This window comes from Erwinia sp. L03-1 (assembly GCF_058686115.1).
In genome coordinates, this window is sequence record NZ_CM178762.1 from 4,201,537 (window position 1) to 4,219,429 (window position 17,893).

The following is a 17,893-nucleotide window of genomic DNA, read 5'->3' on the forward strand; positions in this document are numbered from 1 at the left end:
ATCAGACTTCCCTCGTCACGCGGGCGACCTCTTCCAGGGTTGTTAATCCGGCCAGCACCTTGCTTATACCGTCCTGCCGCAGCGTAGCCGTGCGTTGATGGACCAACGCCTCAATCTCCTGCTCACTTTTCCCCTGGCTCAGCGCCGTCCTTACCTCCTGATCAAGAATAATCAGCTCATGAATACCGGTTCGTCCCCGATAGCCGGTCTGCTTACAATGCTCACACCCTACTGCACGAGAAAGCATCAATGTCGGTTGCGAACAGCCTGTAAGTTGCTGCTCCTCCGGGCTGGCCGCTGTTTGTGTGCTGCAGTGAGTACACAAGGTACGCACCAGCCGCTGGGACATCACCCCGGCCAGCGTATTGGCGAGCAGAAAGGGTTCAATCCCCATATCCTGCAGTCGGGTAATGGCACCGGCGGCGGTATTGGTGTGAAGCGTGGAGAGCACCAGATGTCCGGTCATGGAAGCCTGTACGGCGACCTGTGCCGTCTCCGCATCGCGTATTTCACCCACTAATACCACGTCCGGATCCTGACGCAGTAACGCCCTGAGTCCACGGGCAAAGGTCATCTCCACCCTGCTGTTCACCTGGGTTTGGCCAATCCCGTCCAGCTCATATTCAATTGGGTCCTCGACGGTCATGACGTTGCGTACGCCGCTGTCGATCTCATTCAACGCCGCATAGAGCGTGGTGCTTTTGCCCGATCCAGTGGGTCCGGTGACCAGAATCAATCCGTGAGGCTGATGCACCAGCTGCGTCAGCCCTTCGCGGCAGGCGGCAGACATCCCTGAATAAGAGAGCGTCAGCCTGGCATTATTTTTATCGAGCAGGCGCATCACCACCCGTTCACCATACTGCGTGGGAAGCGTCGAAACGCGCACATCTACCGCACGCCCCGCAATACGTAAGGCAATGCGCCCATCCTGAGGAAGGCGCTTTTCGGCAATATCCAGCTTCGCCATGACCTTGATGCGGGAAACCAGCAATGAAGCCAGCTGACGCTGAGGCTCCAAAACATTATGTAAAATGCCGTCCACCCGGAAACGGATCAGCAGGCGCTTTTCAAAGGGTTCTATATGCACATCTGATGCTGCTTCTTTAATCGCTTCCCCAAGCATGGCGTTAATCAGTCTGATAATAGGCGCGTCATCATTGCTATCCAGCAGATCGATGTGGTTGGGGATCTCTTCTGCCAGCGCATAAAAATCAATTTCACTGCCAATATTCGCCATCACGCCAGCGTTATTCTGATAAACCTCCCCAAGGGTATGTTCAAAGTGGGACTGACTGACCCTTTCCAGCTCCAGGATGGCGGGAAAGAGGCGCTGTATCTCCATCAGTGCAGAGATTGTCACATTCTCCCGACAGACCACGCGCAGGCTTCCCCGCACCTCTGATACTAATGCGCCGTGCTGCTTCACCCATGAGAAAGGCAGTGATGGAACCGGATCCCGTTGCCTGCCTGTCACTATTTCGCCCCTTCGTGCTGCTGAAAGGCTGCGATCAGCGCGGTAACCTGTTTGAACTGATCACGCTTAACGTCAGAGTCTTTCAGCGCTATCAGCTCGCTGGGCAATTTATGTATGCCATCTCGCACAGGCTGGAGATCCTGATGATCGTTGAACTTACGCGAGCTGAGATGATGGTACTGTTCGCCATCACGAATAATTGTCGGGCGGATAAACAGGATTAGATTGCGCTTGATAGTTTTCTTAGACGTGGCGCTAAACAGATGCCCAATAAGGGGAATATCGCCCAGCAACGGGACTTTCTGTACCACATCAGACTGGGTGGTATCCAGTAGCCCACCCACGACGACGGTTTCCCCGCTTCCCACCAGCACCGAATTATTCAGCGTACGGGTATTAAACGTCGCGCCAAGCTCGGCGCTGCCAGTCGTTGAACTCTCCGCCACGCTCGAAACTTCCTGCTCGATTTTCAGAAATACAGAATCGCCCTGATTAATCTGCGGTTTAACCTTCAGTTTAATACCGACATTCTTACGCTCAACGGTATTAAATATGTTATCGCTGTTGGTAGTTTGTGAGCCAGTAAGCACCGGCACCTCCTGACCGACGCTGAAAACCGCTTCTACGTTATCCAGCGTAACAATGCTTGGCGTAGCCAAAATATCGTTATTGGTATTACTTTTAATCGCGCTGAGCAAAGCCGCCCAGTTGTTATGACCAAAGCCCACGCCCAGGCCCGTCACATTCTTAACGGCACCCGTCAGCGATCCGCTCTCAAGAATGCCGATAGCTGATGCATTGTTTGATGGGAAATTTGTACCACCGCCATTTTTATTGAACCACTGTACGCCCAGATTCAACCCTTCGGCGTCCTGCAACTCCACAATCACCGCTTCCACCAACACCTGGGCGCGACGGATATCTAATTTAGCAATGACGCTTTCCAGTTCGGACATCATGCCTGGCTGAGTGGTAATGATAAGCGAATTGGTCTGCTCATCCGCTTTGATGCTGGTGCCTTTTAACAGTGCGGGGCTGGCCGCCGATGAAGCCGACTGACCATTATTTTCCATATTGGCACTCATGCCGGTCAGGACTTCAACTAACCCGGCAGCCTGCGCATATTTCAGGTAGATGACTTTGGTTTTTCCCTGTGCTGTGTACTCCAGATCGAGCTTCTGGAAAAGATCTCTTGCTAACCGACGTGAGTCAGGCTCTCCCATTATCAGAATACTGTTAGTGCGCTCATCGGCCACCATTTGCAGCGACATCGCGCCCGGGCGTGCGGATTTTTTGCTGTCATTTAGCATCTCTTCCGCGAGGCGGATAAGCTCGCCAGCTGAAGCATGCTGGAGGGGATAGACGTCAATATGGCTATCACCGCGGCGATCGATGCGCTTAATGATGTCCAGCAACCGGTTAATTACGCTGCTTTTCCCGGTAAGCAACAGGCTATTGGAGCCCTCAAAACTGCTGATAAGCGTCCCGCTGGCCGCATTCGATTTTTCCAGTGCGGGAACCAGCTCGTGCGCGGGCATATTCTTTATGGCCACAACGCGGGTGGCGAGCATGTCACCCCCCTGAGTCATCCCCTCGTCAATGGCGGCATTGCTGCCTGCAAGTACCGCGGGCACGACTTTCAGGACATTATTGTCCATTTCAATTACGCTAAACCCATAAACATCCAATACGTTCAGGAAAAACTGATAATACTGTTCTTCATCAAGCTGTTGGTAACTCCTGACGGTTACTGAGCCGCTAACTGCCGGCTGAATGATAACGGTTTTATTTAATGCCTGACTAACCGTATTAATAAATTCCCGAATATCGGTATCCTGAAAGCTGGCGCTGTATTTATCGGCCCTGGCGGGCGCGGTGAATATCAGGGCCAATACGATAAGCAATACCGTTTTAAACGCCCGGCAATCAGCGATTCTACATCCCTGCATAATCACAACTCCTTGAAACGCTACTAAACCATTTAATCCGTGAAGGGAATGATGAGTCCCTTTTACTTACTTTTCTTGCTCCGGAAACATCAGCTTAGCGACATAAAAACCCTTTAATTCAAATATCACCCTGTCGGGTAAAACTCGCACGACCGTCCCCCCTTCTTCCAGCCGGTCACCGGGGCGATAACTTTTTTGCTGGCCCGAAAATTCAATAATAGCCAGGTCCTGATGTCGATGATGGCTACTAAACAATCCGGTTAAACGGCCGGACAATTCACTGACGGGTGCCTGCATAAGCACTGCATCGTCTGGCAGCGGCTGAGTGACAGCAATTTTTCCATCTCTAACGCTGTCTGTCGCACGAATTCTTATTAACTGTTCAAATTTACTGGCGGTATCAGGAGCGCTATCTTTCTTAAAAACGTCCGCCCCCCCACCCTCTTCAGCTGATAATATAATACTTTTAACCTCCTTTTCCTTAAGCGTTGAATCGTTAAAGGTCGTTGCAAGCAGGTAACCTGCCAGGCTCAACAGAATGAAGTTGATCCCAATCATTAGCGGCGAAGCACGTCGAAACTCAAAATGCTGCAAGTTAAAGATCTCCCTGAACTAACCGACCTGTAATAGCTGAAAGGAGAGACGTTCCCTCCTTTCAGCTAGTTAACACCCTGCCCTGATAAGCGACAGGGTCCACGAATTATTTAACTACATAAGAATAAATCGTGCTGAAGCTAGCTCTTGACAATTCTACGCCTGTATTATGACTTAAGCGTCGAACCTCAACTTTATCACCTGATTTAACAGACCATGACTTGCTGATTGTCACTTTATCTGCCTGTTTTTTTAACGATGAGTAATAGACTTTACCAGCATAGGACTCCATAATGTATTGACCATTCAGATAAACGACATAACGATTAGGCTGATTAAACTCTTTAGCATTCATGGTCACGCTGACTTTGCCATTTTCGGCAGTGACAGACTGAATAGCTTTATCGGCAATGTAACGAGTGCCCTTTTTCACCACAATTTTTTGAATAATAGTTGAACTGCCGGTCGCATTTAGGGTGATGATATCGCCATCTTTAGCATTCACACCTTGAACCAGCTGTACCACATCTCCACCAAGGTCTGATTTGTAAGAGTAGTAATTTTTACCGTAGTAAATGGAGAAGATATATTCCCCATTTAGTTTGACCTGGTAAGCAGCGGTTTTTAACGTTTTATCAGAGACAAACAGCTTAACCTCGCCCCCCTGGTTGTAATCAACGTAGCGTATCTGGGGACCGGCTGAAACGTCTGGCACAGCCAGTTCTACCTGGGGTGCTTCAGGCTGTTCTGGCTCGACCGGTGGGACAGGATCAACGGGTGTAACGGGCTGCGTTTCTTTCGCCAGTTTAACCATATCGTTCAGGTATGAAACCTGATTGGCGAAGGATGTCTGTTCAGTTGAAGAACCTAATGTCCAGGCGAAGAAGCCGCCATAGCCATTTTCCGCCTGCCACGCAGCACGCTCCATGTTGTTAGTTTTGCTTTCGACAAAGTTGCCTTCTGGTCCCCACTGACTGTTAATAGTCGCTCCAACCAGAATTTTACTTTTATCTCCAACCGCATTGGCGTAGTTCTGCATGGCAACTTTATATTTAAAGTTTTTGCCCGCGTCATAGGTCATTACGTTGAAGAAATCAAAAAGGTCCTTGCTGTCTTTCAGTAGCTGGGTGACTTCACCGTGGTGGGCTGAACGATCGTTTTCGATATAAGAACAGTTTTCAGTGATGGAAGGATTCTCGCAGTTTTGCGGATCCGCGCCAACGTGGTATGTGGTCAGACTCAGCAGAGGTTCTTTACCGACCAGCGCACGCAGACGCTTAACCAGATCCACCAGGTTGTCGTTTTCCTGCTGCGTCAGGCGAGCTGCCTTTTCAAAATCAAAATCAATGCCGTCGATATAAGTATATCCCGCGAGCTGATATTGACTGTAGTCACACTTGCCATCCCAGGTTGTCGCCAGACATTTGCCCACGGTCTCATTAGCCTTCAACCCTTTTTGGTAGACAGGGAAACGTGTATTGAGCAGCTCTGCCAGATTTTTGGCCACCTTATCACGCTGTGCCGGAGTACTGATTGCAGACCAAATCCCTTCATAGGTCTGACCGCCAAAGGCCACAACAACCTTTTTGTTTGGATTGGCCCGCTTAAGCTGTGTCCATCCCACATAACCCTGTGGCATCCAGTAACCATTATATTTAGGCACGGTTAGCATATCATCAGAAACAGTGATATTACCTTCGCTATCCCACTGCCCAAAAGAGAGCATAAAAATATCAATTTCAGATTTTTTCAGCTGAGTAGTGAGAGCATCAACGTCGGGTAAGCCCCAGGAGGTCAGATAGCTGACATAGCGATTTTCTGCCGCAGCCGCAGGCATCATTTGAGCCAGTAGTGTACAACCCAGTAATGTGGCAACAGCCGTCTTTTTAAACATTTATGTATTTCCTTATAAAAACGTAAAATAAAGTACAGTTAACATCGCTGAATGTGAGACGATGGCTCTGAGAAACTTTCGACCGGCCAGCTATAACTTTCAGTTAACAAAATATTTGCTCTTCTGATTATATTCGGGCCGCAGCCACCCCTCCTTCAGGATGCCCACTCAAATAAAGCAGGGCAATATAGCCACAAAAATGATAATTTTCCTGTTTTTTTTGCTTAACCGGCCAGAACGATACTGATTGATAAGCACATTAAGGGGCGGAATCGCAAAGAATTAACTGATAATGCATGCCGCCGCCCTTAAATTCATCTTTTTCAGAAAGATAAGCCTACCAGCAAATAATCTATCATCTTAAGTCAGGTGCATCGTGGGACGTAAAGCCTTGCCAGCCAGATTATAGGAAACTTTAGAACACATTAAATCTAATATTTTATCATTAACGTAATAGCCCCAGCCGTAGCTTATAGTAATTAAACCATTATGTGGCAGGAGAACTACTGTGAGTTATAAAGTACGCCCACACACTTTGATCCTGTTGCTATTTTTGTTATTAAATGCTTTCATTATCACCAGGAATAAGAGGAAAGCACCGATAGAAATCAATCATTGATAATTAAAATATCTTATCATTTTCGGTGCTGCGTTACGCTAGTTAAGTCGTAATCTTCAATATATTAAGGACGATGTATCATGGCTAATCAATGCGACACATGCTATTTAATTAATGAAAAGGTAATATTCCTACCACATAAAAACCTGTTTGTTTCACGTAACAATAACACTGAGCATGTGATTTTCAGTACGGCCTCTCGCTGTTTAGTTTTGTTAATTGTTAACCATGGCAACATTGTCAGCCATCAGCAATTCTATAAAATTGGCTGGGAAGAGCATGGGAAACAGGTCACCCCTAATACTTTATATCAGACCATATCAGAGTTGCGCAGGCAGCTTGGCAAAGCCGGAATTGAAATCAATATTATTAATACAGTACCGAGACATGGTTGGGTTATACACCAGGAAAGTGTCGTTATTGAAGAATACATCTCCAGTGGATTTTCTGGCCAGCATGTGGATCTAAATTCAGAGGAAAAAGCGCCCCCCGCCAAAGTGCCAGCCTGGATCTCACTGACCCAAAAGTTAAAAGCATTTGCACGTTTGTTAGTATAAGCACAGTAACAGGAAACGTCATACGAGCCGCAACGCTAAAACCTTTGTGTACGCCACCTCATTATTATTGCATGTAAGCCGCGTCTTAATAGAACCAGCGGCTTACAGACCTACAGAGGATCTGTGAATTAAAATGGGATGCGTCAAAGGTCTGCCAGGATCGCGTACGGCGCGCGGCATAATGCAGGGAAATGTATTAGCTGTAACGAGCAACCTGTCATTAGGTTGAGGTTTTCACGGATGGGCAAGTCGTGGGTGCAGGTCACTAAGAAGACGTTTCACCCTGAGCGGGTGCAAATGAGATTTGGAGCGGGAAACGAGACTCGAACTCGCGACCCCGACCTTGGCAAGGTCGTGCTCTACCAACTGAGCTATTCCCGCAATAATGCTGGTATCGTGATGCAAAAATCTGGAGCGGGAAACGAGACTCGAACTCGCGACCCCGACCTTGGCAAGGTCGTGCTCTACCAACTGAGCTATTCCCGCAGTAATGCTGGTATCGTGATGCAAAAATCTGGAGCGGGAAACGAGACTCGAACTCGCGACCCCGACCTTGGCAAGGTCGTGCTCTACCAACTGAGCTATTCCCGCAGTAATGCTGGTATCGTGATGCAAAAATTTGGAGCGGGAAACGAGACTCGAACTCGCGACCCCGACCTTGGCAAGGTCGTGCTCTACCAACTGAGCTATTCCCGCTCTGGGTACCAAAATCTGTCCTGGTACGGGGTGCGAATTATACGAGAATTCCTTTTGGCTGCAAGTCTCTCGTGGCAATTTTTTTCAGTTGCCGCCTGAGTGCCGATTAAAACAGCAGAATGCGGGTTTAATCGGCAACAGTCCGCCGCGAAACCGCCGCCCAGGCCCCGTACAAAAAAACGCGAGCGGGGGAGGCCTCGTTATAGCTGGATAAAATGCTCGCGATAGTACGCCAGCTCCGCCACCGATTCGCGTATGTCATCCATCGCCTGGTGCGTGCCCTGCTTCTTAAAGCCAGGCAGGATTTCGGGCTTCCAGCGGCGGGCCAGCTCTTTCAGCGTACTCACGTCAAGATAACGATAATGGAAGTAAGCTTCCAGTTCAGGCATATATTTGAACAGGAAACGGCGATCCTGCCCTATGCTGTTGCCGCAAATGGGTGAACTGTTGGCTGGCACCCACTGCTGCAAAAAGGCAATGGTTTCCCGCTCCGCATCCCGATCGTTGTACTGGCTGGCTTTGACGCGCTGCACCAGTCCGCTGTTGGTATGCGTTTTCACGTTCCAGTCATCCATCAGCGCCAGCTGTGCGTCAGACTGATGAACCGCAAATACCGGCCCTTCGGCCAGGATGTTGAGCTCGGCGTCAGTCACCAGCGTGGCAATTTCAATAATACGATCCTGTTCGGGGTTTAATCCGGTCATTTCCAGGTCGATCCAAATCAGATTACTGGCATTTGCGGTCATAGGGTTTCTCACCGTAGCTTATATCGTTATACGTTAGGGTGTATCATAGACGTTTTGCCCCGTTAGGGCGAAGCCTGCCAACCCCTGTGAGGAAGAGTGACTAAAAACAAACTGTCCAAAGGCCAGCAACGTCGCGTCAGTGCCAACCATGACCGCCGCCTGAAGCAGCGTGCCGATAAGCCGGAACCCGATGACAGCCTGTTCGGGGAAGCGCGCGATGGCGTGGTCATCAGCCGTTTTGGTATGCACGTTGATGTAGAAGATGCAGACGGAAGCCAACACCGCTGCAATATTCGCCGCACCATCCGCTCTCTGGTCACCGGCGATCGCGTGGTATGGCGTCCAGGCCAGGAAGGCAGCGCAATCGTTAAGGGCATCGTTGAAGCGGTCCACGAACGGACCTCCGTCCTGACCCGTCCTGACTTCTACGACGGTGTTAAGCCTATTGCCGCTAATATCAATCAGATCGTCATTGTGTCTGCCATTTTGCCGGAACTGTCGCTCAATATCATTGATCGATACCTGATCGCCAGCGAAACGCTGGAGGTTGAACCGCTGCTGGTGCTGAATAAGACCGACCTGCTGGATGACGAAGGCCGCGCGTTTGTCGATGAGCAGATGGAGATTTATCGTCGCATCGGCTATCGCGTACTGATGGTGTCCAGCCATCACAAGCGCGGGCTGGAAGAGCTTGAAACGGCGTTAACCGGGCGCGTCAGCATCTTCGCTGGCCAGTCTGGCGTTGGGAAGTCGAGCCTGCTGAACGCCCTGTTGGGTCTGGAAGTGGGCGCGGGCGAAATCCTCACCAACGACGTTTCCGACGTTTCCGGCCTCGGCCAGCACACCACCACCGCTGCCAGGCTTTATCACTTCCCCAACGGCGGTGATGTGATCGACTCCCCCGGCGTGCGCGAATTTGGTTTGTGGCACCTTGAACCGGAACAAATCACCCAGGGGTTTGTCGAATTTCGTGAGTATTTAGGCCACTGTAAGTTCCGTGACTGCAAGCATGACAACGACCCCGGCTGCGCAATCCGTGAGGCCGTTGAAAAGGGTGAGATCGATACGGCGCGCTTCGACAGTTATCACCGCATTCTGGACAGCATGTCAGATATGCAGCTTAAAACGCGTCGTAACTTCTCCGACAGCAGCAACTGAACCTGCCCGCCTGGCGCAACTGGCCGGGCGGAATAGCCTAATTGCCAGGGCACTGTTACAATCCGCCCCCATTCTACTTTGCTATCTGATCAAGCCTGGAGGCTATCGTGTTGGATCGTATAAAACTCGGCCTGAATAATGTTTTACCTAAAAAAGGCCTGACCGAACTTGCTGGCTGGGGCGCAGGTAAGCGCGCTGGCTGGCTGACCAAAGCCGTTATCGACGTGTTTGTCTGGTTTTACAAGGTTGATATGAAAGAGGCGCAGAACCCGGATACCGGCAGCTACCGCTCCTTTAACGACTTTTTTGTCCGCCCGCTGCGCGATGATGCTCGCCCTGTTGAAACCGATCCTAACCTGCTGGTCCTGCCTGCCGACGGCGCAATCAGCCAGCTGGGCCACATTGAAGGCGATCGCATTTTTCAGGCCAAGGGCCACACCTATTCACTCGAGGCACTGCTGGCCGGTAACAACACCATGGCCGATCTGTTCCGCGAGGGAGAATTTGTGACCACCTATCTGGCACCCCGTGATTATCATCGCGTGCATATGCCCTGCAACGGCATCCTGCGTGAGATGATCTATGTCCCCGGGGATCTCTACTCCGTCAATCCGCTGACCGCGCAGAATATCCCGAACCTGTTTGCGCGTAACGAGCGGGTTATCTGCCTGTTTGATACGGAGTTTGGCCCAATGGCGCAGATTCTGGTGGGTGCCACCATCGTCGGCAGCATCGAAACGGTCTGGGCCGGTACGGTGACCCCGCCCAGAGAGGGTGTGATTAAGCGCTGGAGCTGGCCGGGCGCAGACGAAGATGGCGCGGTGGTTCTGCTTAAAGGGCAGGAAATGGGCCGCTTCAAGCTTGGCTCGACGGTGATTAACCTGTTTGCTCCCAACAGAATCAAACTGGCGGAAAGCCTGACGCCGGAAACGAAGACGCGTCTGGGCCAGACGCTGGCCATCGCCCTGCAGAAAACCCCTGCAGAAGACGTTTTACACCATCCATAGTTGATGCCCATGCTACGCCTGATTCTGACGATTTTACTGACCTGGATGCTTTTCCAGCCCGCCTGCGCTGCCAGTGGCCCTGATGCCGCGCAAATCAGGCAGCAGCTTGATGAGGCCAGGTCGGACAAAAATACGCCGAATCAGGCGGAAACGATGGATGCGCTCCAGGCCACGCTTAACTGGCTGGACGAGCAGCAAAAATCTGTCTCTAACGCCACCAGCTATCAGCAGGTAATTGACGACTTCCCAAAGATGGCTCGCGACCTCCGTCAGTCCATCGCCTCGCTGATTGATAATCCTAAGACCGTTCGCAGTTCCATGACCGCTTCCGAACTGGATCAGGAGATCCTACAGGTCAGCAGTCAGCTGCTGGAAGAGAGCCGTCAGGCTCAGCAGGAGCAGGATCGCGCCCGCGAAATCAGTGACTCGCTGGCGCAGCTCCCTCAACAGCAATCAGAGGCGCGTCGGGCATTAAATGACGTCGAAAGGCGGCTCCAGGGCCAGCCTTCCGCCGTGACGCAGCTGGCTCAGGCGCAGCTTGCCGCTCGCCAGGCGGAGTCCGCCGCACAGAAGACGAGGGTTGATGAGCTGGAGCTGGCGCAGCTTTCCGCCAACAATCGTCAGGAGCTGGCGCGCATGCGCAGCGAGCTTCATCAGCGTAAAGCCGCCCAGCTTGACACCTATTTGCAGGATCTGCGCAATCAGCTTAACGCCCGCCGTCAGCGCGAAGCCGAGCAGGCGCTGGAGCGTACCGAGCAGCTGGCGGAAAACAGCGGCGAACTGCCGCAGAATATCAGCAGGCAGTTTCGCATCAACCGCGAACTGTCAGCAGCGCTTAATCAACAGGCGCAGCGGCTGGACCTGGTCGCCTCGCAGCAGCGTACCGCAGCCAATCAAACCCTTCAGGTACGCCAGGCGCTTAGCACCATTCGCGAACAGTCGCAGTGGCTGGGCATCTCGAACGTTCTGGGCGAAGCGCTTCGCGCTCAGGTTGCCCGACTGCCCGATATGCCGAAGCCGCAGCAGCTGGATAACGAAATGGGCGAGCTGCGGGTGCAGCGGCTGCACTACGAGGATCTGCTTGAACATCAGGAGCAGCTGTTAAAGCAGAAGCAGGATGACGGCACGCCGTTAACCAGCGAACAGCATCGTATTCTTGAGGCACAGATTAAAACCCAGCGGGAGCTGATCGGCTCGCTGCTTTCCGGCTGCGATAATCTGATTCTGGAGGTGACCAAGCTTAAGGTCGCCAACGGACAGCTGGAGGACGCGCTGAATGAAGTGAAAGAGGCAACGCACCGCTACCTGTTCTGGACCGCAGACGTCAGCGCGATAAACCTCAACTTTCCCATCAATCTGGTCCGCGATATGAATAGCCTGCTCTCGCTGGATACGCTGGGGCAGCTTGGCGGTGCCATGGTAATGATGTTTACCAGCCGGGAAACCCTGTTACCGATTATGGGTGCCCTGCTGCTGGTGGGCTTCAGCCTGAGCTCCCGTCGGCACTATCGGGATTTTCTTACTCGCGCCTCCGGCAAGGTCGGCAAGGTTACGCTGGATCATTTTAGCCTGACCCTGCGTACCGTCTTCTGGTCAATTCTGGTCGCCCTGCCGCTGCCGGTACTGTGGATGGCGCTGGGCTTCGGGCTGCAACACGCCTGGCCATACCCGATTGCGGTAGCCACAGGGGATGGCGTAACGGCAACCGTGCCGCTGCTGTGGGCCTTTATGATTAGCGCCGCTTTCGCCCGCCCGGAAGGCCTGTTTATTGTGCATTTCCGCTGGCCGAAAGTGCGCGTGGCGCGCGCCATGCGCTTCTATACGCTAAGTATCTGGCTGGTCGTGCCGCTGATTATGCTGCTGATCGGCCTGGATAATCTGGACGACCGGCAGTTTTCGGCCACGCTGGGGCGGGTATGCTTTATCCTGATTTGCGGCGCGCTCAGCCTGGTCACCGTCAGCCTGAAACGCGCCGGGATCCCCCTGCACCTGGACAAAGAGGGTAATGGCGAAAACTTCGTCAATAATGTTCTGTGGAATCTGATGATCTGTATTCCGCTGATCGCCGCACTGGCCTCCTGCATTGGCTATCTGGCTACCGCGCAGGCGCTGCTGGCCCGGCTGGAGACGTCGGTAGCCATCTGGTTTCTGTTGCTGGTTATCTACCATATTGTTCGCCGCTGGATGCTAATCCAGCGCCGCCGTATCGCGTTCGATCGCGCCCGCAACCGCCGCGCCGATATCCTGGCTCAGCGCGCCAAAGGTGAAGAAGAGTTAAGCACACAGCAGGCTAATTCTGAGAATCTGGACGTGGAAGAGCCAGTTATCGATCTTGATGCCATCAGTGCGCAGTCGCTGCGGCTGGTCCGCTCTATTCTGACGCTGATTGCGCTGGTGTCGGTGATCGTGCTGTGGTCTGAAATCCACTCGGCGTTTGGCTTCCTGGAGAACATTCGCCTGTGGGACGCCAGCACCACCGTGCAGGGCGTGGAAAGCCTCCAGCCCATTACGCTCGGATCGGTGCTGATCGCCATTCTGGTGCTGATTATCACCACTCAGCTGGTGCGTAACATGCCCGCCCTGCTGGAGCTGGCGCTGCTACAGCATCTTAATCTCACGCCCGGCACCGGCTATGCCATCACCACGCTGACCAAATATCTGCTGATACTGATTGGCGGGCTGGTGGGCTTTTCAATGATTGGTATCGACTGGTCGAAGCTACAGTGGCTGGTTGCGGGTCTGACGGTAGGACTGGGTTTCGGTTTACAGCAGATTTTCGCCAACTTTGTCTCTGGCCTGATTATTCTGTTTGAGAAGCCGATTCGCATCGGCGATACGGTGACCATACGGGATTTAACCGGCAGTATCACGCGCATTAATACCCGCGCGACCACCATTACCGACTGGGACAGAAAAGAAATTATTGTTCCCAATCAGGCTTTTATTACTGAACAGTTCGTTAACTGGTCGCTTTCTGACTCGGTGACGCGCGTGGTGTTGACCATTCCAGCGGCGGCAGAAGCCAACAGTGAAGAAGTTACCGGCGTACTGTTAGCCGCCGCGCACCGCTGCCAGTACGTACTGGAGATGCCGCAGCCTGAAGCCTATCTGGTGGATTTACAGCAGGGGATCCAGCTGTTTGAACTGCGTATTCACGCGGCGGAGATGGGACACCGTATGCCGCTGCGGCACGAGCTGCACCAGCACATTCTACGCGGTTATCAGGAACACGGTCTTGAAATGCCGTTCCCACCTTTCCAGGTCAGAATGGAAACGCTGGGGCGTAAAACCCCTCCGGGCAGCGGAACGGCCCCGACAACGCGTACCTATAAGTCGGGCGGCCTGTAGACTCGCTGGGGATAAAGGGCGGTAATGACGCCCTTTATCCCGACAACATCAGCAGCGGTCGACTCCTCCGACCAAATCAGCAGCGGTCGACGGAAAAGGCGATCACCTCGCTTAACGTTTCCACTTTCAGCGCCAGCATTACGATGCGATCCACGCCCAGGGCCACGCCTGAACAGTCTGGCAAGCCGTGCGTCAGCGCATCCAGCAGGTTGGTATCAATGGGGTGCTGAGGCAGCCCGCGCGCGGCGCGCCTGCGGTTATCCTGATCGAACCGCTGACGCTGTTCACGGCTGTCCGTCAGCTCATGGAAGCCATTAGCCAGCTCCAATCCCTTAAAGTAGACCTCGAAGCGTTCAGCAACGCGATGATCCTCGGTACTGATCTGCGCCAGCGCGGCCTGTGAGGCCGGGAAATGATACACAAAAGCTGGCTTATCCTTACCGATGTGGGGTTCCACCCCCAGCATAAACAGCAGCTGAAGCAGCGTATCCCGATCCTCTTCCCGGTTCGCCAGCTCGCCCTCCCCCAGCTTTTCTGCTGCCGCACGCAGCTGTGTCTTATCGGCTGAGAGCGGATCGATCTCCAGATGACGAATAAATGCCTGCTGGTAAGAGAGCGTTTCCGCCGGCGCGCACTCCAGCACCTGTTGCAAAAGATCGTCCACTTCGTTCATCAGACGATACATGTCGTAGTGGGGCCGATACCACTCCAGCATGGTGAATTCAGGATTGTGGTGACGGCCCGATTCTTCATTACGAAAGCTGCGGCAGAGCTGGAAAATGGGACCACTCCCCGCCGCCAGCAGCCTTTTCATATGGTATTCCGGGCTGGTCATTAAATAGAGATCCTGCCCTCCGGCAGCGCCCGGCCCAATAAAGCGCGTCTGGAAAGGAAACAGATGGACATCGGTCACCGTTGCCTGGCTCATGGCCGGGGTTTCAACTTCCAGTACGCCACGATCGGCGAAAAAACGCCGAATTTCTGCCATTATCGCCGCTCTTTTTAATAAATTGGCAATGGGTGCACTTGGTAGCCAGCTGGCCGTATCGCTCATCTTTTCGACTCCTCAGTCTGACAGGGTGAAGCAGTCTACCCGAGCGGGCGAAGACAAACAAATTTGCGCCGCCGCATTCGGTCATCAGCGGGATAGTCCGGGCCGCTGGCAAAAAAATTTGCATAAAAACGTCAGCCGCGTCGCATTTTTGCGCTTAATTTTTCGCCTGAATACCGGAACATATCAAGTTTAGCGTGGCTGGAGCGTTTTATAATACCCATGGACAAATGAGGGGCATCTCTCATCCTCCTATATGACAAGCTGACAGGGAGAATACCGTGCAACACGTTACTGCCGATCTGGTCATTGTCGGTGCCGGTGGAGCGGGTCTACGCGCCGCCATCGCCGCGGCCGAAGCCTACCCAACCCTTTCCATCGCGCTGATTTCCAAAGTCTACCCCATGCGCAGCCATACCGTCGCGGCTGAAGGCGGCTCGGCTGCCGTCACCCAGGCACACGACAGCTTTGATCTTCATTTTCAGGACACCGTTTCCGGCGGCGACTGGCTGTGCGAGCAGGACGTGGTGGATTATTTTGTCGAGCACTGCCCGCGAGAAATGGCTCAGCTGGAAATCTGGGGTTGCCCCTGGAGCCGACGCGATGATGGCTCGGTTAACGTACGCCGCTTCGGCGGTATGAAGATCGAGCGTACCTGGTTTGCCGCGGATAAAACCGGCTTTCATATGCTTCACACCCTGTTCCAGACCTCGCTCAAATACCCACAAATCACCCGCTACGATGAGCATTTTGTTCTCGATATGCTGGTGGATGAAGGCGAAGTACGCGGCGTGGTGGCGATGAACATGATGGAGGGATCGCTGGTTCATATTCAGGCGAATGCTGTGGTGCTGGCTACCGGCGGTGCCGGACGGGTTTATCGTTATAATACCAACGGCGGCATTGTAACCGGTGACGGCATGGGTATGGCGCTGCGCCATGGCGTGCCGCTGCGGGATATGGAGTTTGTTCAGTATCATCCTACGGGCCTGCCCGGCTCAGGCATTCTGATGACCGAGGGCTGTCGGGGTGAAGGCGGTATTCTGGTCAATAAAGATGGCTATCGCTATCTGCAGGACTACGGCATGGGCCCCGAAACACCGCTTGGCCACCCGGAAAATAAATATATGGAGCTGGGTCCGCGCGACAAAGTGTCGCAGGCATTCTGGCACGAATGGCAGAATGGCCGGACCATCGCCACGCCGCGCGGTGACGTGGTTCATCTTGACCTTCGCCATCTGGGCGAGAAAAAACTGCACGAACGGCTGCCCTTTATCTGCGAGCTCAGCAAAGCCTATGTCGGCGTTGATCCCGTCTCCGCCCCTATCCCCGTTCGGCCAACGGCGCACTACACCATGGGCGGAATTGAAACTAATGCCCAGTGCGAAACCCGTATTCGCGGGCTGTTTGCCGTGGGTGAATGCTCTTCAGTTGGCCTGCACGGCGCTAACCGTCTGGGTTCTAATTCTCTGGCCGAACTGGTGGTCTTCGGACGCGTCGCAGGTGAGCAGGCTGCTGCCCGCGCCCTGCAAAGCAAAAAAACCTCCACGGCGGCGCTGATGGCACAGGCCAGCGACTGCGAACGCCGCCTCAACGCGCTGGTGAATCAGCAGGGCAATGAGTGCTGGTCAACCCTGCGCGATGAAATGGGTATGGCAATGGAAGAGGGCTGCGGCATCTACCGCACCCCCGAGCTGATGCAGAAGACGATTGATAAGCTGGCCGAACTGAAAGCGCGCTTTAAACGCGTGCATATCAGCGATATGTCGAGCGTATTTAATACCCAGCTGCTTTACAGCATTGAGCTGGGGCACGGGCTGGACGTTGCAGAATGCATGGCCCACGCGGCCTTCCAGCGCAAAGAGTCCCGCGGTGCTCACCAGCGGCTGGATGAGGGTTGCACCCAAAGGGACGATACGCATTTCCTCAGTCACTCTCTCGCTTTTTACAAGCCGCACGGCGCACCGGAAATCGCCTGGGATTCGGTAAACATTACCCGTTTGCCGCCTGCTAAACGTGTTTATGGCGGTGAATCTGAAGTAAAAGGAGGCAAGGCATGAGCGATTTGAAGCGCTGTAAAATTGTTATCCAGCGCTATAACCCCGAGACCGACCGGGTGCCCCGCAATGAGAGCTTTGATGTCCCCTGGGATGAACAAACCTCTCTGCTGGATGCGCTGGGTTTTATTAAAGATAATCTCGCCTGCGATCTCTCCTTTCGCTGGTCCTGCCGGATGGCGATTTGCGGCTCCTGCGGCATGATGGTGGATGGCGTGCCGAAGCTGGCATGCAAAACCTTCCTGCGTGAATATCCAAAGGGCATGCTCGTTGCGCCACTGGCTAACTTCCCCGTGGAGCGAGACCTGGTTGTCGATATGAGCCACTTTATTGAAAGTCTCGAGGCGATCAAACCCTATGTGATCGGTAACACCAGGGAGCCATCAGAGGGGCCAGGCCAGCAAACGCCAGCCCAGATGGCGCGTTACCACCAGTTTTCCGGCTGTATCAACTGTGGGCTCTGCTATGCCGCCTGCCCGCAGTTTGGCCTTAACCCGGAGTTTATCGGCCCTGCGGCCATTACGCTGGCGCATCGCTACAATCTCGATAATCGCGACAAAGGCAAAAAGCAGCGTATGGCACAGCTGAATGGCGAGAATGGCGTCTGGCCCTGCACCTTTGTGGGTTATTGCTCGGAGGTCTGCCCTAAGCATGTCGATCCTGCGGCAGCTATTCAGCAAAGCAAGGTTGAAAGTGCAAAAGACTTTCTGATTGCCACACTCAGGCCACGTTAAGGAGGGATG

At 53.2% G+C, this 17,893-nt stretch carries 12 protein-coding genes and 4 tRNA genes; 6 read left to right on the forward strand and 10 right to left on the reverse strand.

The window, feature by feature from the left end; all coding sequences use genetic code 11:
• Position 1: 1 nt before the first annotated feature.
• The 4 genes from gspE to AC4PCC_RS19315 form a co-directional block, all read right to left on the reverse strand.
• Entirely contained in the window at positions 2 to 1,474 is a 1,473-nt protein-coding gene (gene gspE / locus AC4PCC_RS19300; protein WP_492125597.1) for a type II secretion system ATPase GspE, read from the reverse strand.
• Positions 1,474 to 3,408, reverse strand: a complete 1,935-nt coding sequence (gene gspD / locus AC4PCC_RS19305) for a type II secretion system secretin GspD (protein ID WP_492127573.1) — start codon at positions 3,406 to 3,408, stop codon at positions 1,474 to 1,476. The genes gspE and gspD overlap by 1 nt, the downstream gene beginning before the upstream one ends.
• A gap of 81 nt (positions 3,409 to 3,489) precedes the next feature.
• A complete protein-coding gene (locus AC4PCC_RS19310) occupies positions 3,490 to 4,017 on the reverse strand; it encodes a type II secretion system protein N (RefSeq protein ID WP_492125598.1) in 528 nt (175 codons plus the stop codon).
• A 106-nt stretch (positions 4,018 to 4,123) separates the two neighbouring features.
• A complete protein-coding gene (locus AC4PCC_RS19315; RefSeq protein ID WP_492125599.1) occupies positions 4,124 to 5,911 on the reverse strand; it encodes a glycosyl hydrolase family 18 protein in 1,788 nt (595 codons plus the stop codon).
• A 699-nt stretch (positions 5,912 to 6,610) separates the two neighbouring features.
• Between AC4PCC_RS19315 and AC4PCC_RS19320 the strand changes: the two genes are divergently transcribed.
• The gene (locus AC4PCC_RS19320) at positions 6,611 to 7,087 is read left to right on the forward strand and encodes a winged helix-turn-helix domain-containing protein (protein ID WP_492125600.1); all 477 of its coding nucleotides are present in this window, start codon (positions 6,611 to 6,613) and stop codon (positions 7,085 to 7,087) included.
• Positions 7,088 to 7,392: 305 nt separating this feature from the next.
• Here the strand turns inward: AC4PCC_RS19320 and AC4PCC_RS19325 are convergent.
• The 5 genes from AC4PCC_RS19325 to orn form a co-directional block, all read right to left on the reverse strand.
• Positions 7,393 to 7,468: transfer RNA gene (locus tag AC4PCC_RS19325), tRNA-Gly, on the reverse strand.
• 29 nt (positions 7,469 to 7,497) lie between these two features.
• Positions 7,498 to 7,573 (reverse strand) — tRNA-Gly (locus tag AC4PCC_RS19330).
• 29 nt (positions 7,574 to 7,602) lie between these two features.
• Positions 7,603 to 7,678, reverse strand: a tRNA-Gly gene (locus AC4PCC_RS19335).
• A gap of 29 nt (positions 7,679 to 7,707) precedes the next feature.
• A tRNA-Gly gene (locus tag AC4PCC_RS19340) sits at positions 7,708 to 7,783 on the reverse strand.
• Between the two features lie 200 nt (positions 7,784 to 7,983).
• Positions 7,984 to 8,529 (reverse strand): oligoribonuclease, encoded by a 546-nt coding sequence (orn, locus tag AC4PCC_RS19345; protein WP_492125601.1) that lies wholly within the window; start codon positions 8,527 to 8,529, stop codon positions 7,984 to 7,986.
• Positions 8,530 to 8,625: 96 nt separating this feature from the next.
• On the opposite strand from orn, the gene rsgA reads away from it, so the two are divergent.
• From rsgA to mscM, 3 genes are all read left to right on the forward strand, one after another.
• Positions 8,626 to 9,687: a small ribosomal subunit biogenesis GTPase RsgA gene (gene rsgA / locus AC4PCC_RS19350; RefSeq protein WP_492125602.1), complete on the forward strand. Its 1,062-nt coding sequence runs from the start codon at positions 8,626 to 8,628 to the stop codon at positions 9,685 to 9,687.
• Between the two features lie 107 nt (positions 9,688 to 9,794).
• A complete protein-coding gene (gene asd, locus AC4PCC_RS19355; RefSeq protein WP_492125603.1) occupies positions 9,795 to 10,694 on the forward strand; it encodes an archaetidylserine decarboxylase in 900 nt (299 codons plus the stop codon).
• Between the two features lie 9 nt (positions 10,695 to 10,703).
• Positions 10,704 to 14,042: a miniconductance mechanosensitive channel MscM gene (mscM, locus tag AC4PCC_RS19360; RefSeq protein ID WP_492125604.1), complete on the forward strand. Its 3,339-nt coding sequence runs from the start codon at positions 10,704 to 10,706 to the stop codon at positions 14,040 to 14,042.
• 76 nt (positions 14,043 to 14,118) lie between these two features.
• Here the strand turns inward: mscM and epmA are convergent, their stop codons facing one another.
• Entirely contained in the window at positions 14,119 to 15,096 is a 978-nt protein-coding gene (epmA, locus tag AC4PCC_RS19365) for an elongation factor P--(R)-beta-lysine ligase (protein ID WP_492125605.1), read from the reverse strand.
• 278 nt (positions 15,097 to 15,374) lie between these two features.
• On the opposite strand from epmA, the gene frdA reads away from it, so the two are divergent.
• Both frdA and AC4PCC_RS19375 read left to right on the forward strand, forming a co-directional pair.
• Positions 15,375 to 17,153 (forward strand): fumarate reductase (quinol) flavoprotein subunit, encoded by a 1,779-nt coding sequence (gene frdA / locus AC4PCC_RS19370; protein WP_492125606.1) that lies wholly within the window; start codon positions 15,375 to 15,377, stop codon positions 17,151 to 17,153.
• Complete coding sequence (locus AC4PCC_RS19375) at positions 17,150 to 17,884, forward strand: succinate dehydrogenase/fumarate reductase iron-sulfur subunit (RefSeq protein ID WP_067704266.1); 735 nt, start codon at positions 17,150 to 17,152, stop codon at positions 17,882 to 17,884. Before frdA ends, AC4PCC_RS19375 begins: the two co-directional genes overlap by 4 nt.
• The last annotated feature ends 9 nt before the right edge of the window (positions 17,885 to 17,893 follow it).

What these genes read in the sequence shown, in the direction of transcription:
- AC4PCC_RS19375 (WP_067704266.1), top strand. Translation starts at nt 17,150, where the DNA reads ATGAGCGATTTGAAGCGCTGTAAAATTGTTATCCAGCGCTATAACCCC.
- AC4PCC_RS19315 (WP_492125599.1), bottom strand. Translation starts at nt 5,911, where the DNA reads ATGTTTAAAAAGACGGCTGTTGCCACATTACTGGGTTGTACACTACTG.
- AC4PCC_RS19320 (WP_492125600.1), top strand. Translation starts at nt 6,611, where the DNA reads ATGGCTAATCAATGCGACACATGCTATTTAATTAATGAAAAGGTAATA.
- mscM (WP_492125604.1), top strand. Translation starts at nt 10,704, where the DNA reads ATGCTACGCCTGATTCTGACGATTTTACTGACCTGGATGCTTTTCCAG.
- orn (WP_492125601.1), bottom strand. Translation starts at nt 8,529, where the DNA reads ATGACCGCAAATGCCAGTAATCTGATTTGGATCGACCTGGAAATGACC.
- epmA (WP_492125605.1), bottom strand. Translation starts at nt 15,096, where the DNA reads ATGAGCGATACGGCCAGCTGGCTACCAAGTGCACCCATTGCCAATTTA.